A 15,175-nucleotide genomic window follows, 5' to 3' on the forward strand; every position below is an offset into this window, starting at 1 on the left:
GTTTTTTAAGTATTCTAAATCAGAATTATTAATATGTAAATAATATAAGAAAATATTAATATTTATGTGTTGACGACTTCTTTGCTAAAAACTCCACACCTTTTTTGGAATATAGAGTATGGCATAATATACAAATGCTTACTAAAATTATAGCTTATGTACATCAAAATAGAAGCTTATTATGATACTACATTTTTGCCATATAAAGATACCACTATCATTTTTAAGTTAATAATTACTTATGGCATCTTAGATAAGTTCATCTGAGCTGATGCCTGATATGATTTCGAAAGTAACTATCGTTTTATTGAATATAATTTACTCAATTACATGCAATATTTTCCTATCCCAAAATGTTCAAAGAAGTAGGCATCACATAAACATTAATGGAAATACAAAAATGGTTCCTGGCATAAGAAATCCTCATTTCTTATGCCAGGAACCATTTTTGTAAGGAACTATATAGCAGTTCTTATTCTCATAATTTTTTACTGCAATTGAAACTTTAATAATTATATATTAAAGGCCATCCCAACTACTATTCGAACCAGCTAAGCTTCCATCATTATCTAAGGATGCAGAGTTACCTGAAGCGATTTTATCTTGGTGATTATTAATATAATTTACACCTGATTGATAAGTATCAATTGCATTTTGATACTCAGAAGTCGTATAACCATCAGACTCATTACTAGTTATAGTATCACTGCCTACACTATGCTTAACGGCACTAATAATCCATCCCAGTCTGTAATACTTGTTATTATACTGCGTTGAACTTATTGATCGAGTATAATGATCTGCAGAATCATTATATCCATTACTATAAGCGGTAGTATTTCCATATATATTATTAATAGTAGGAGCATTATCTAAAAACCATTCTGCTTCTGATGAATAATTGCTAACTGGTGGAATCTGAGTAGTTGAATTTGTAGAGCTATTAGAACTAGCCGAATTATTGGACGTACTGTTACTAGAAGAACTAACACTAGGAATATTATTATTATTTTCATTCTTAGACTTTTTAGTTCTTTTAGCTTTTTTTGCACGTTTGTGATGCTTTTTAGTTTTATGATGCTTAGCAGCATTGGCTACAATTCCTTCTGAATTAAAACTAGATAAAGCAACCGGCGCAATCAATGCTGACAGCATAGTTATAGACAATAACGATTTCTTAATGTTCATAATATGATCCTCCAATATGTAATTTATTATTAAACACTAATATTATATCACTTTATTTAATTATTTAAATAACAAGATGTCAATTAACACTTTTATACCCAAGTAAATTCTATCTACATACTTCATAAATTTCATGTTCGATAAATGTAAAACCAAATCATTTAATTTATAAACAATAGTGACGATAATTAACACCTTTCATTAACCAATTAAACATCCCTTCACAAAAAAATACATCCCAAGTGGTCAAATCCTTTTAACCACCAGCGATGCATTTCACATTCATCTTATATTTACTTAATGTTCTTCATAAATTTTTGAATTCGACTAACGGCTTCTTTCAAGTCTTCAGTACTAGCTGCATAGCTAAGTCGGAAGCTTCTTTCACCACCAGGACCAAAGCCAACGCCTGGGACGACACCAACTTTAGCTTGTTGAGCTAAGTCTAAACAGAATTGCATTGAATCCCCATTAAATGTATCCGGAATCGTTGCAAAAATATAGAAGGCTCCTGATGGGTTAGGAGTTGCAATACCAACTTCATTTAGTCCAGCAACGACTATATCACGCCGTTGTTTATAAATGTCTTTCATTGGAGCGGCATCATCACGGCCGTTATTAAAAGCTTCAATTGCAGCATACTGGGCAATCGTATTAACACTAAAACTAGCAAATACATGCATCTTAAAAATTTCATTTAAAATCGCTGGTTTCGCAAATACTACACCTACTCGCCATCCAGTCATCGCATGGGATTTAGAAAGACCATTGTACATAATTGTTTGTTCTGGTAATAACTTAGCGATTGAAAAGTGCGCGCCACCATAAGTGAGTTCACTATAAATTTCATCACTAATTAACAAGATATCATGCTGCTTGATCACATCCGCCAAGGCTGATAATTCAGACTGATCATAAGTCGCACCAGTTGGATTATTAGGATAGTTCAGAATTAAAGCCTTGACATGCGAATGCGCCTTTAAGGTTTGTTCTAGCTTATCCGGAGTCAATTTAAAGTTATCATCAGAGGTGTCAACAAAGACCGGTTTACCACCTGGAATTTTAACCACTCCTTCATAAACTGGGAAGGCTGGAGTAGGAATAATAACTTCATCCCCAGCATTTAAAATTGCTAGGAACGTGGTTAATAATGCTTCACTTACCCCACTGGTTGCTAAAACTTCTGTTGCTGGATCATATGATACATCGTATTTATCATGAACATAGTTTGCAGCAGCAGTTCTAAACTCCATTAATCCTCTTGGATTCGTATAGTGGCTTTCGTTTTGTTCAATTGCTTGAATTGCCGCTTCTTTAATATGCGTAGGGGTGTTAAAGTCCGGTTCCCCTAGCGTAAGTGGAATTAACCCTTCAATGCCACTTACCTTTTGGTTAAAAATTGAAATTAAATCCGGTTCGATCTGACTAGCAGATTGACTAATAAATTGTTTTAAGTCCATCTAATTTTCCCTCCACATGACCAGTTATAATATTTTTCTAATCATTTTACCATTTAATTTTAACTAATTCAACTTGGGAAACTGATGGGTCTTAAAGATACGATCTAATTCCACATAATCATCAAACATATCATATGGGCTGCCATTTAAGCGATTCCAAGTCATAATAGACGAAATCCCACCCATTGCCCAGATATTATCAGTGTCATTCATGTCCTTAACAAATACTTCCACAAACGTAGTTGAAAAGACTTTCATGAATTCATCATCGTTGCGTTGTAGATTAAACAAATTATGATAAGACGTCATATATAGTTTGTGGATTACATGAAATGGCTCAACGTTAAACTTCGAAATATCAATATCAACACTAACCTTGTTCAACGCAAAAATGATAAATTGATGTAGCAGTTCATACTTATCTTCAAAATGATGATAGAAAGTATTACGATGAACCATTGAAGTTGTGGCGATTTCATTTACCGTAACTTCAGAAAATGGTCGTTGCTCTAATAAATTATTTAAAGCTTGAAAAATAAATAGGTCGGTTCGCTTAAATCGCATATCGCTCATAGCCGATGTTCAATTCTCCTTCAGTGTTTATTTATTGTGCAGTATCACTATAATGTACATTTTACAATAAATAATGCTGTTTTATAATATTTTTACAAATTATTATGAAAGAAGTTGAAAACATGTCTAATCTACTTAATAAGTTAGGTCAATGGTCTTACCGTAATAAATTTAAATCCATTGCGGTCTGGATAATTGTTCTAATTTTGTTTATTATCGGAGCCGGTAAGCTAGGTTCCCATTATGATCAAGATCTTAAAATCAATGGATTACCATCTACTGATATTCAATCAAAATTAAAGAAAGAATTTCATCAAGATGTAGATGCCGGAACAATGAAGGTCGTGATCAAAAATGATGAACACAATGGGGTTACCCAAAACACCATTAAGTCCAAAGTTAATCAAGCCATTAAAGATGTGAATGCAAAACATAGCAATGGTATTAAAAGCATTACCAACCCTTACACTAGTCAAATCATTAGTAAGGATAAATCAACTACCTACGTTGACATTACTTTTAAAAAGAGTAGTCAATTAGTATCTCAATCACAAATTAAATCGGTTCAAAAAGTATTTAATAAGATTGCAGACCATAAAGATACTAAAGTCGCATATACTGGATCAGTTCAAATTACCCCGTTCGATATTGGTGGTACATCAGAAATTATCGGAATCGTAATTGCATTTATTTTACTACTGATTCTATTTAAATCATTTGTTACTGCGGGGCTTCCAATCATTAGTGCAATTGTGGGACTAATTGCTGGAATCATGATAATTACAATTGGTACCTCATTCTTTAGTATTGCCAACGTTGCTCAAACGCTGGCCACCATGCTTAGTTTGGCAGTCGGAATCGATTATGCCCTCTTCATTGTTCACCGTTATCGCGATGAGCTCCGGGATAACGACCCTGAAGTAGCAATTGGTAACGCAATTAAGACTGCTGGTGGTTCAGTACTTTTTGCCGGAGTTACTGTAATCATCGCTGTATCTGGACTCAGTATTGTTGGCATTGAATTCTTAACTCAAATGGGATTAGCTGCGGCAGTTGGAGTGGCATTTGCAATTTTAACCGCCCTTACATTTTTACCAGCTTTAATCTCACTATTAAACCGCTTTATCAAGGCCGATTCATCCAATCCAGAGGTAACTTCTGCCAAACCTGGTGCACTCGTAAATGGTATTACCAATCACCCAATTATTTCAATTTTAATTAGTGTAATCGTATTAATTGCTTTCGCGGTTCCTGCCAGAAACATGCGCTTAGGGATGCCATATAATGGTTCATTGCCTAAGGACAATACTGAACGGCAAGCATACGACATTGTATCTGATAAGTTCGGTGAAGGAATCAATGCTCCGTTAATTGGGGTGGTTAAGCTAGATAGCAGCCAATCTAATGCTCAAAAGGAAGCCACCGTCAAAAAGATCACCAATAAAGTTGCTAAAATGGATGGAACTAAGATGATCGTTCCCGTTACAAACCAAAAGGCAATTGCAGAAATGAAGAGTCCTGAATACCAAGCTAAAGTTAAACAACAAATTACTAAATCAGTTCAATCACAAGTAATGGCAGCTGTTCAAAAGAATCCCACAATGGGGCAACAGCAACAACAAGCTTTAGCTCAAAAACTAGCAGCTCAATACCAAGCTAAGGCGCAAGCAGAAGCTAAAGCCAAGGCAATTTCCGCAATTCCTGCCCAAATTAGTAATGATCACAAGTATGCCATGTTTATTGTAATTCCAAAGAAGGGAACGGAATCAGTTCAAACTGAAAAACTAGCCCAAAGCATCAACGATTACTCTAAACATGTTCAAAAGAATGATCATGCTAAGATTACATTAACTGGGGTCAGTGCGGTTAACATTGATACTACTAACAAGCTAAACAACGCCATTCCAGTATTCGCAGGAATTGTTATTGCATTAGCATTCATCTTATTGATGTTCATGTTCAAATCATTCTTAATTCCACTAATTGCAATGATTGGATTCGGGCTTTCATTATTAGCATCATTTGGTTTTGCTACCCTAACGATTCAAGAAGGTGTATTAAAATCACTCTTTGGAATCAGTAAGGGAGCCCCAATTCTTTCGTTCTTACCAGTAATTTTCATCGGGATTTTATTTGGATTAGCAATGGATTATGAAGTCTTTATGGTTTCTAGAGCTCGTGAAGAATACATTAAGACTGGTGATAACAAGCACTCAGTGATTGTAGCATTAAAGAGTAGTGGTCCCGTTATTGTTACCGCGGCATTAATCATGATTGCAGTCTTCGGTAGTTTTGCACTTTCTACTAACACTACGATCAAATCATTAGGACTATCACTAGCGGCTGGGATTTTCTTTGATGCCTTTCTAGTCCGGCTAATTTTGGTTCCAGCAACCATTAAATTATTCGGTAAAGCGAACTGGTATTTCCCTGGTCAAAATAAAAAATAATTTATAATCAATTAAAACGTTAATTTAGATATTTAATCTAAATTAACGTTTTTTTATGTTAGAATAATAGTATTAAATTAAATCAAGGTGCGGTGAATTACATTAAATCGAATAAAATTTTTGAAACCCCGTTAATCGCGTCGCTATTAGCGATGAGTAGCGGTAGTATTGATGCTTATACTTTTCTAGAGCATGGTGGTGTATTTGCTGGAATGCAGACTGGAAACCTAATTTTACTGGGGCTTAATATTAGCCAATTTAACTTTATGCATGCATTAAGACTTTGTTTTTCCATCTTTTTATTTATTGTTGGTATTTTGATTGCTAAAATCATTCAGCGACGAAATGAATCGCCAGTTAACAGAAAGCGCATTTTCATAATGTACGAAGTGTCTATATTAATTGTTACCGGAATTGTCTCTCAAATGCTTCCGGATCTATTAGTAATCGGACTACTTGCATTTGCAGCTGCCGCGCAACTCCAAGAATTTAAATTATTACGTGGTAAGGCGTTTAATTCCTTAATGATGACCGGTAATTTAAGTAAGGCTGCTACCAGCTTTTACCTAATGGTCTTAGATCATGATCGAAAAGCACGCCGGGTCTTTTTTGACACCGTAATTGTAGTGGCTAGTTTTATTGTTGGTTCGATTCTAACTGGATTTATGGGTAAACTAATTGATCAACATGCTATTTTTATCACCACCCTCCCACTAATTTTAATTTTATTTTTAACCCGTCGACATGCTGAAAATTCAGATATATGAGCTGATTAGACAAATGTCATTAAATCCAAGCAAACAAATATTTTAAATTTTTGTTTGACAATTTAATTTTTTTGGATTAATCTTAATGCAACTTGAAAGTAGTAATTCAAATTACTTCCGTCCAGCGAGTATCCGATCAGGTGAAATGGGATACCAAAGTAGTGAATGAAGGCAGTCAAGTATAAATCATGAATAGAAATCGATATCTTAATGCGCATTAAGACTTAGAGGTATCAAGTGTGAGCTTGGTATAAAATAAGGTGGAACAGTGTTGAAGACGCCCTTGTACAAAAGTACAAGGTGCACTGCACCCCAAAGTTTGTACAAAACTTTGGGGTGTTTTTTTGTGTCTAAATATAAAGTAGAAGATAAATTAAATGTAATTAACGCATACCTAAACGGTATGGGATCGCAAATGGTGGCTAGAAACTTTGGAGTTAAAAGTAGAAATACTGTTTTATGTTGGGTTAAGAGTTACAAAAAACATGGACTAAATGGTCTTAAAAAAAGAAAGAATATAATCGAATACTCTACCAAAGAGAAACAATATATATTAAACTGGATGAAAACGACTAAATCATCTTATCCAGAGGCAGCTTATCATTTTAATATTCCTTCTCCATCAACTATCTGGACTTGGGAAAAACGACTAGAGCAAAAAGGTATTGATGGTTTATTGTCCCGAAGGGAAAGAAAAGCCATGACAAAAAGGAAAACTAACAAAGCCGAATCAAACAATACTAATACCGATAAAGAAAAATTGAAGAAGATTGAAGAAGAAAATTTAATGTTGAGAATAGAGAATGACTTCTTAAAAAAATTGAGGGCCTTAGACGACGAAGAAGACCAGAAGTAATTATTAAAATAATCGACGAACTAAGGCTGAAATACCATACCACTAAAACATTAATACTAAAGGCATTAAGGATATCTAGAAGTACTTATTATTATATTAGATCAATCCAAAATAAGCCTGATAAGCACGCTGAAATCGCTAAAATTATCAAGGATATTAAAGATAAAAATAAATCCTACGGATATAGAAGAGTGTGTTTAGAATTAACTAATCGTGGATACCGTGTTAACCACAAACTAGTATTAAAGATAATGAAAAAGAATAATTTACTATCTTCATCATATTCAAGAAAAACACGTAAGTATAATTCCTATCGTGGTCAGGTTGGAAAACTTAAATCAAATCAATTAAATCGAAGATTTAATACTGACAGACCATATCAAAAGCTCTGTACTGATATCAGTGAATTCAGATATGGAAATTGTGATATTAATCATCGTATTTATCTTTCACCTATTATGGATTTATTTTCTGGTGAAATAATATCCTATAACATTAGCAGCCATCCAAATATGAACTGTGTTATGAAACCGTTGAAAGAAGTTATTCAATTAGTTAAGGATTTACCATACAGAACGACAATTCATAGTGATCAGGGAGCTCAGTATCAAAGTCATATCTGGCAAAAAGAGCTTAAGAAGAATAAGATATTTCAAAGTATGTCCCGTAAGGGGAATTGTATAGATAACTCACCTATGGAATCATTTTTCCATATTATGAAAGCTGAAATCATGGACTGTAATTATGACTTTAAAGAAGATTTAATGTCGTCAATGAAAATATGGATTGATTATTACAATAATCATCGTATTAAAACAAAACTAGGCGGAAAGTCACCGGTTCAATACCGGAAACTTTCCGCCTAGGAAAAACAATATAATAATGTACAACTTTTGGGGTGCACATCAAGGACGTCTTTTTTGTTTAAAATTAGGAGGAAATTAACTATGTATGATTTTTCAGCTCAAGACCCAACCATTTGGAACGCAATTCAAAAAGAAAGTAACCGTCAAGACAGTGTGATTGAACTAATCGCATCTGAAAACATCGCTTCAAAAGCAGTGCGTGCAGCCCAAGGCTCTGTTTTAACTAACAAGTACGCAGTCGGCTACCCTGGTAAACGAGTTTATACTGGAAACGAAGCCCTTGATGTTATTGATAATGCTGCCAAACAAAGAGCTGAAAAGCTATTTCATGCAGAGTATGCCAATGTTTACCCTCATTCTGGGACCCAAGCTAACCAAGCTGTGTATGCTGCCTTCTTAAAACCAGGTGACAAAATCCTAGCAATGAGCGAACATGCTGGTGGCCACTTTACCCACGGACAAAAGCATAACTTCTCTGGTCAACTATATGAATCACACTTCTACGGAGTGGATCCAGAAACTGAACTCCTCGACTTTGATGAAATCGAAAAGATTGCCAAGGAAGTAAAGCCTAAATTAATCATTGCTGGAGCTTCCGCATACAGCCACATCATCGATTGGACTAAGTTCCGCAAAATTGCTGACGAAGTAAACGCATACTTAATGGTAGATATGGCTCACATTGCCGGATTAGTTGCTGCTGGTCTACACCCTAACCCAGTGGAAGTTGCTGATGTTGTTACATCTACAACTCACAAAACCCTTCGTGGACCACGGGGTGGAATGATTTTAGCTAAGGCTAAATATGCAGATGCTTTAGATAATGCTGTTTTCCCAATTTCACAGAGTGGAACCCTTGAACACGTAATTGCAGCTAAGGCGATTGCATATGATGAAGCTTTACAACCTAGTTTCAAAGAATATGCTCAAAACGTGATCAATAATGCCCAAGCAATGGCTAAAGTATTCAATGCTGATGACAAAATCCGGTTAGTATCAGGTGGTACAGAAAACCATGAAATGACCCTCGACTTAAATGCCACTGGGCTCACCGGTGAACAAGCTGCTGACTTATTATATTCAGTAGGAATTGCTACTAATAAGGAATTACTACCACTTGAATCAGGTAATACTATGGAAGGAATTCGCATCGGAACCCCAACCATTACTAGCCGAAACTTTAACGAGGATGATGCTACTCAGGTCGCTAAATTGATCGTAACGGTTCTAAACCATCCCAATGATGAAGATCAATTAAACGATGTTAAACAAGCTGTTGTTCAATTAGTGAACGATCATCCCATTACCAGATAAAAATGAAGGGCGTCCTAACCAGCTTAGGACGCCCTTTATACATAAATATATCTATTTCTTCGCAATTTAAGTTTACCACTAACTTTTAGTAAATGAAAGATTTATAAAATCAAATTAGTTTGATATAATATTTATAAAGGAGTGATTTAAATGAACGAAATTATGCTAGTTGGTACTCAATTCTAATAGAATGGGTATCGAATCTCCCATTCTATATCTAGATACAATCAATCATAGAATGGAGACTTAATATAATGAAAGAATCAAACATTAGAAACTTTTCAATCATCGCTCACATCGACCATGGTAAGTCTACTTTGGCCGATCGAATCATGGAACAAACTAAGACTATTAGACCGAGTGCTAATAATGATCAGATCTTAGATGACATGCAAGTAGAACAAGCCCACGGGGTAACGGTTAAATCACGAACCGTCCGTAATCTATACACGGCTGACAATCACCAATCATATGAATTTAACTTTATTGATACCCCCGGTCACGTTGACTTTAACTATGAAGTCGAGAAGAGCCTAGCGGCCAGTGACGGCGTCATTCTACTTGTTGATGCTACGCAAGGAATTCAAGCTCAAACCGTTGCTAACTATCGATTAGCTAAAAAAGCAGGAATTAAAATCATGCCGGTTATCAATAAAATTGATAGTCAAAACGCCCAAGTTGAGCAAACGATTAACCAATTAGTGGCGTTAGATCCAAGCTTTAAGGCGGAAGCTATTTTAAAAATTTCCGCCAAAAAGGGGATTGGGGTTCATGAAGTATTGGAAGCCATTGTCCATGAGATTCCAGCACCAACTGGACAACTGAATGCCCCACTTAAGGCCCTGGTTTTTGATTCCACATATGATAACTTTAATGGTGTTATTGCATCCGTTCGAATCATTGACGGCCAGGTTAGTCAAAACGATAAGTTAGTGTTGATGATGAATCAACAGACCTTTACTGCTAAGGAGGTTGGCTTTTTTCAACCGGATCGAGTTGCCACCAAAACATTGGCAGCTGGGGATGTTGGATATATCGTTACTGGAATCAAGGATGCTAAAGAAGTTAATATCGGTGATACCGTAACGACTCAAATCGATGGTTGTACAAAGCCCCTCCCTGGATATCAACCAGCAGAACCAATGGTCTTTGCAGGAATCTTTCCACAAGGTGATTACCAAGACTTTAAGGCTGCCATTACTAAATTAGCCCTAAATGATTCGGCATTACAGCTAACTCCAGAAACATCAGATGCACTGGGTCCGGGCTTTCGAGGTGGTTTTTTAGGTGTCTTTCATTTACAAATCATTAAAGAACGGCTCAAAACCGAGTTTAATGTTGATGTATTAACCACAGCTCCTAACGTTACCTATCAGGTCAAAACAATTAACGACCCACAACCGGTTATGATATCCAACCCAGTTCAAATGCCTAATTTTGAACAAATTGAATGGATCAAGGAACCCATTGTAATGATCACAATTACAACTAACAATGAATCACTAAGTGACGTCATGCGCTTAGCAGTTCAGCACAAGGGAACGTTTATGGACATGCAAAATCAGGGACAACTAGTTGAAGTGGTTTATGCAATCCCACTTTCTGAAATTGCATATCATTTCTTTAATCAACTAAAATCAATTTCACACGGGTATGCTAGTTTCAGTACCGAGTTTAGTGGTTATGAACTGGCTGACGTTGTGAAAGTTACGATTCAAATTAACTATGCTCAAGTTGACGAATTAACCTTCATCACCCATCGAGTTGATGCACCTGAACAAACACAAAAGATTGTGCATAAGCTAAAGTACACTGTCCCTAGACGACTATACCCAATGCCTGCTCAAGCAACTGTTGAAGGTCGAGTAATTGCCCGGGTTGATATTCCACCACTTCGTAAAAATGCCGCCGTAAACGGTAATCAATATAGCGTTTCTAAGAAACAGGCGCTACTCAGACGCCAAAGTATTAATAAACGGCAAGCTACTAAAAGTGATATTCAACTCCCGCAATCAGTATTCAATAGTTTATTAGACTTAGATGAATAGCAACTAAAAAAGAGATGCTAAATTGCATCTCTTTTTGATTACATATTTAATTAGTCAGTAGTAACAACTGATTTAATTGCTTCACGGTTAGCCATTGCCTTGTAAGCATCATCGATATCATCAAGGTTAAAGCTCTTAGTAAAGACCTTACCAGGGTTAATTTCTGCATTTAACACTGCTTGTAATAAAATTTCTTTATCATAAGTAGTAACAGAAGCAATTCCACCTGATAGTGAGATGTTCTTTCTAAATGCTAATGGGAAATCAACATTTCCGTGAGGAAGACCAACCCGACCAACATGAGCACCAGGACGAGCAACTTGTAATGCGGTGTTAGTAGATAATTCACTACCAACACATTCAAGGACCGCATCAGCACCAGCACCGTTAGTTAATTCCATTACTTTAGCAACTGCTTCATCACCACGTTCAGCAATGACGTCCGTAGCCCCAAATTCCTTAGCTAATGCTTGACGATCTGCGTGTCGACTCATCGCAATAATGCGCTTAGCACCTAATAATTGAGCTGAGATCACACCACAAAGACCAACGGCACCATCACCAACAACTACAACCGTATCACCAGTTTGAACGTTAGCAGTTTTAGCAGCGTGGAATCCAGTTGCCATCACATCTGATAACGCTAAGAATGAGTTTAACATTCCTTGACTGTAATCAGCAGGCTTGCCAGGCACCTTAACTAATGCCCAGTTAGCATGTTGGTAACGAACGTATTCGGATTGGTAACCATGGCTAATGTTATCAGTATGGTTTTGACAATTACCATCAAAGCCAGCTCGACAAGCAGCACAGTGTCCACATCCATGCGTAAATGGAGCAATTACGAAATCACCTGGCTTAACACTAGTAATATCGCTACCAACTGATTCTACAATTCCGATGGCTTCATGACCACCATTCAATGAATTAGGTTCTTTTTTATCTAACCCACGGTATGCCCATAAATCGGATCCACATACACAAGCTTGGACAACGTGTAAAATCACATCGTCGGCTTTTTCAATTTCTGGTTTAGCAACATCTTTAATTTCAACTTTACCAGCTTTTACAAATCGTGTTTCTTTCATTATTTAGCACTCCTTTAATATTGATCATTAACATTTTTAACAGACCATATCATAAAAGTTATTCTCGTTAGTGTCAAAGATAACGCCTTAACAAATCCCCTTATAGCGCGCTATAAGGTTATCAATCGTTGCCAATATGTTAGTATCTTGAACTAATTTTCGATAATTTTTTAGCGCCATTTTAACAAACGTAAAGTCGGTGCCGAGTGGATTTAAACTGTGATGATTTAATACCTGTTCACTAAGTCCATCTAATTCACTGCGTCCCCTTTGATTATCAGATTGCAATGTATCTTTAAAACTAAGGAACGCATTACTTAATACGGTTGCCTCTTCATTAGTAAAATTATGCATATTAAACCGCACCCCCATTCATTACTTAGAACGTTGTGCCATCCACTTAATTCGGTCTGGATCATCATGATCAAAGAATTGACTTTGGTTTTGATCCAAAGCAGCTATTTGTTGCATGTCTTCATCGGTTAACGCAAAGTCAAATACATCTATATTTTCTTGCATCCGATCCGTTCTAACCGACTTAGCAATTGGGATAATGTTTCGTTGTAATAACCAGCGAATGATTACTTGAGCAATTGACTTATGATATTTATCACCAATTGATTGTAAAACATCATTTTTGAATAAGTTATTCCGACCTTCAGCAAATGGTGCCCATGCTTCCACTTGAATTCCATAGTCTTGTAAGTAGGCTACGCGTTCCTTATTTTGATAAAATGGATTAACTTCAATTTGATTTAACATCGGTTTGATATTACTAAATTCAGCTAAATTAGTAATTTGTGCAATGCTAAAGTTCGATACCCCAATTGCCTTTAATTTACCATCTTGATAAGCGGTTTCCATTGCGCGCCATGCACCAAAAACATCGTTATATGGTTGGTGAATTAATAATAAATCTAGATAATCTAATTTAAGTCTAGATAATGAATCATCAATCCCTTGTGCTGCTCGATCTGCATTAACATCTGGTACCCATAGCTTAGTTGTAATGAATAGTTCATCCCGGGTAACTAAACCTTGATCAATTGCATCTTGAATTCCTAAGCCGACTTCAACTTCATTACCGTAAATAGCTGCTGTATCAATTAAACGATACCCCGCTTTAATTGCATTAATAACAGCTTCCCTAGTTGCGTTGGCTTCAGTAATTTGAAATACTCCAAATCCCAATGCTGGAATTTTAACTTGATTGTTTAGTGTTTTATCATTCATCTTATGTCCTCCTTGGATTCATAGGCTAACTTTTCATTTTCATAGGTTAGCAAAGTAGTGTCAAAATGGTTAATCTTATATGATAAATAATTAACTGTTTTACGACGTTCATTTAAGTCTTTTAATAGGGCATCCCGTTGTTCGATTAACATTTGTTTTCGTTTTTCTTTATCACTATGTTCATCATACAAGTGAATAAACTTAACTAATGAATCTACTGACATCCCTGCATTTCGTAAGGCGCGAATATAGAAAATCCAATTGATATCATATTTAGAATAGTCACGATATCCATTTACATCTCGTTTAATTGGTTTTAATAATCCGACTCGTTCCCAATAGCGCAACGTGTCTTTAGAAATCCCTAATTTTTTACTAACTTGATTAATATTCAATTCAATATCACCTTCTATGCGTATCTAATGATAAACCTTCGAGTGCACACCAAGGCAAGCAGAATGTTCATAAAATATGTTAAAATATCATTAATGTTTATATAAAGGAGATGGTAGAAATGGATATTTTTACTTATGTTATGTTTGCTGTACCCTTTTTAATTTTGTTATTTGTAGTTGTATGTGCTATTTTAGCCATGAGAAAACAACGAAAAATTAATGCTGAAAGATTAAAATACATACAATCGATTCAACCAGCGGACGCAGTTCAATCCTCATATTTAAATATCAATGAAGATGATGTTAACGCCTATTTAGGAGGAGCTGGTGAACACCCGGTTAACGTTATGTCAGTTGATCGTAATCACGTTATTACGTTCCCAGAATCAGCATATCCCAATAAAGGATACTATTTAATCGATATTAAGTTTACCCCCATGCATCGCAAGGACTTTCAGGCCACGACTCAAAATTACTCCGTGCAAAGTAATAATAATCAACTTGGTGTAAATAGTGGTCCATCATTTGGGACTGTTTCGGGGCAATCTAGACAAGTTGAAGTGCCGACTGATGCGTTACTAACGTTAACTACGAAGGATTTAAAGGATTCATTTACCATCAAGGCAACCAAGGAGCGCACAAGTGATGTGCAAAGGCTACAACAATACTTCTTATTAAATGCTATCCAACTAAAGCAACTGGGGATTTAAATGAAACTACAACTAAAAATGCCAGTAGAATTAGCTAATCAGATTAATTTAAACATTAGCGAATCGCAAGGGGCATTAAATCATGAAAAGATGATTAGTATTATTACTGAAGATGAAGACCATGCCAACGACATTGCATGTGATATATTGCCAGAACTGATGACAATTAGCCCTACTGCTCCTATGATAATAATATAGACCATTTTTATGTCGTACCCTTTCGGGTA

General features: G+C 35.8%; 15 protein-coding genes. 8 read left to right on the forward strand and 7 right to left on the reverse strand.

Annotation, left to right across the window (positions count from 1 at the left end):
- Positions 1-519: 519 nt before the first annotated feature.
- The 3 genes from R4146_RS06730 to R4146_RS06740 all read right to left on the reverse strand — a co-directional run bounded on the left by R4146_RS06730 (position 520) and on the right by R4146_RS06740 (position 3,221).
- Entirely contained in the window at positions 520-1,188 is a 669-nt protein-coding gene (locus tag R4146_RS06730) for a hypothetical protein (protein ID WP_339960695.1), read from the reverse strand.
- A 293-nt stretch (positions 1,189-1,481) separates the two neighbouring features.
- On the reverse strand, positions 1,482-2,648 hold the full coding sequence (locus R4146_RS06735; protein ID WP_339960696.1) for an aminotransferase class I/II-fold pyridoxal phosphate-dependent enzyme: 1,167 nt from the start codon (positions 2,646-2,648) through the stop codon (positions 1,482-1,484).
- Positions 2,649-2,711: 63 nt separating this feature from the next.
- Positions 2,712-3,221 (reverse strand): TetR/AcrR family transcriptional regulator, encoded by a 510-nt coding sequence (locus tag R4146_RS06740; protein WP_339960697.1) that lies wholly within the window; start codon positions 3,219-3,221, stop codon positions 2,712-2,714.
- A 104-nt stretch (positions 3,222-3,325) separates the two neighbouring features.
- Between R4146_RS06740 and R4146_RS06745 the strand changes: the two genes are divergently transcribed.
- From R4146_RS06745 to lepA, 6 genes are all read left to right on the forward strand, one after another.
- The gene (locus tag R4146_RS06745) at positions 3,326-5,671 is read left to right on the forward strand and encodes an MMPL family transporter (RefSeq protein ID WP_339960698.1); all 2,346 of its coding nucleotides are present in this window, start codon (positions 3,326-3,328) and stop codon (positions 5,669-5,671) included.
- Positions 5,672-5,763: 92 nt separating this feature from the next.
- Positions 5,764-6,438, forward strand: a complete 675-nt coding sequence (locus tag R4146_RS06750; protein WP_339960699.1) for a YoaK family protein — start codon at positions 5,764-5,766, stop codon at positions 6,436-6,438.
- A gap of 346 nt (positions 6,439-6,784) precedes the next feature.
- Positions 6,785-7,294: a helix-turn-helix domain-containing protein gene (locus R4146_RS06755; protein WP_339959675.1), complete on the forward strand. Its 510-nt coding sequence runs from the start codon at positions 6,785-6,787 to the stop codon at positions 7,292-7,294.
- 11 nt (positions 7,295-7,305) lie between these two features.
- Positions 7,306-8,160 carry an IS3 family transposase gene (locus R4146_RS06760; protein WP_339960627.1) on the forward strand — a complete coding sequence of 285 codons (855 nt, stop codon included), beginning with the start codon at positions 7,306-7,308 and terminating at the stop codon, positions 8,158-8,160.
- Positions 8,161-8,241: 81 nt separating this feature from the next.
- Positions 8,242-9,474: a serine hydroxymethyltransferase gene (glyA, locus tag R4146_RS06765; RefSeq protein WP_339960700.1), complete on the forward strand. Its 1,233-nt coding sequence runs from the start codon at positions 8,242-8,244 to the stop codon at positions 9,472-9,474.
- Positions 9,475-9,728: 254 nt separating this feature from the next.
- The gene (lepA, locus tag R4146_RS06770) at positions 9,729-11,522 is read left to right on the forward strand and encodes a translation elongation factor 4 (RefSeq protein ID WP_339960701.1); all 1,794 of its coding nucleotides are present in this window, start codon (positions 9,729-9,731) and stop codon (positions 11,520-11,522) included.
- A 50-nt stretch (positions 11,523-11,572) separates the two neighbouring features.
- Here the strand turns inward: lepA and R4146_RS06775 are convergent, their stop codons facing one another.
- The 4 genes from R4146_RS06775 to R4146_RS06790 all read right to left on the reverse strand — a co-directional run bounded on the left by R4146_RS06775 (position 11,573) and on the right by R4146_RS06790 (position 14,238).
- Positions 11,573-12,610: a zinc-binding dehydrogenase gene (locus R4146_RS06775; protein ID WP_339960702.1), complete on the reverse strand. Its 1,038-nt coding sequence runs from the start codon at positions 12,608-12,610 to the stop codon at positions 11,573-11,575.
- An 87-nt stretch (positions 12,611-12,697) separates the two neighbouring features.
- Positions 12,698-12,964 (reverse strand): hypothetical protein, encoded by a 267-nt coding sequence (locus R4146_RS06780; RefSeq protein ID WP_339960703.1) that lies wholly within the window; start codon positions 12,962-12,964, stop codon positions 12,698-12,700.
- Between the two features lie 21 nt (positions 12,965-12,985).
- Positions 12,986-13,843 carry an aldo/keto reductase gene (locus tag R4146_RS06785; protein WP_339960704.1) on the reverse strand — a complete coding sequence of 286 codons (858 nt, stop codon included), beginning with the start codon at positions 13,841-13,843 and terminating at the stop codon, positions 12,986-12,988.
- Entirely contained in the window at positions 13,840-14,238 is a 399-nt protein-coding gene (locus R4146_RS06790) for a MerR family transcriptional regulator (RefSeq protein WP_339960705.1), read from the reverse strand. The genes R4146_RS06785 and R4146_RS06790 overlap by 4 nt, the downstream gene beginning before the upstream one ends.
- A 197-nt stretch (positions 14,239-14,435) precedes the next feature.
- Here R4146_RS06790 and R4146_RS06795 point away from each other — a divergent pair, with 197 nt between their 5' ends.
- Positions 14,436-14,948 (forward strand): hypothetical protein, encoded by a 513-nt coding sequence (locus R4146_RS06795; RefSeq protein WP_339960706.1) that lies wholly within the window; start codon positions 14,436-14,438, stop codon positions 14,946-14,948.
- Complete coding sequence (locus R4146_RS06800; protein WP_339960707.1) at positions 14,949-15,146, forward strand: hypothetical protein; 198 nt, start codon at positions 14,949-14,951, stop codon at positions 15,144-15,146.
- The last annotated feature ends 29 nt before the right edge of the window (positions 15,147-15,175 follow it).

This window comes from Nicoliella lavandulae (genome assembly GCF_037546185.1).
GTDB classification, from domain to species: Bacteria; Bacillota; Bacilli; order Lactobacillales; family Lactobacillaceae; genus Nicoliella; species Nicoliella lavandulae.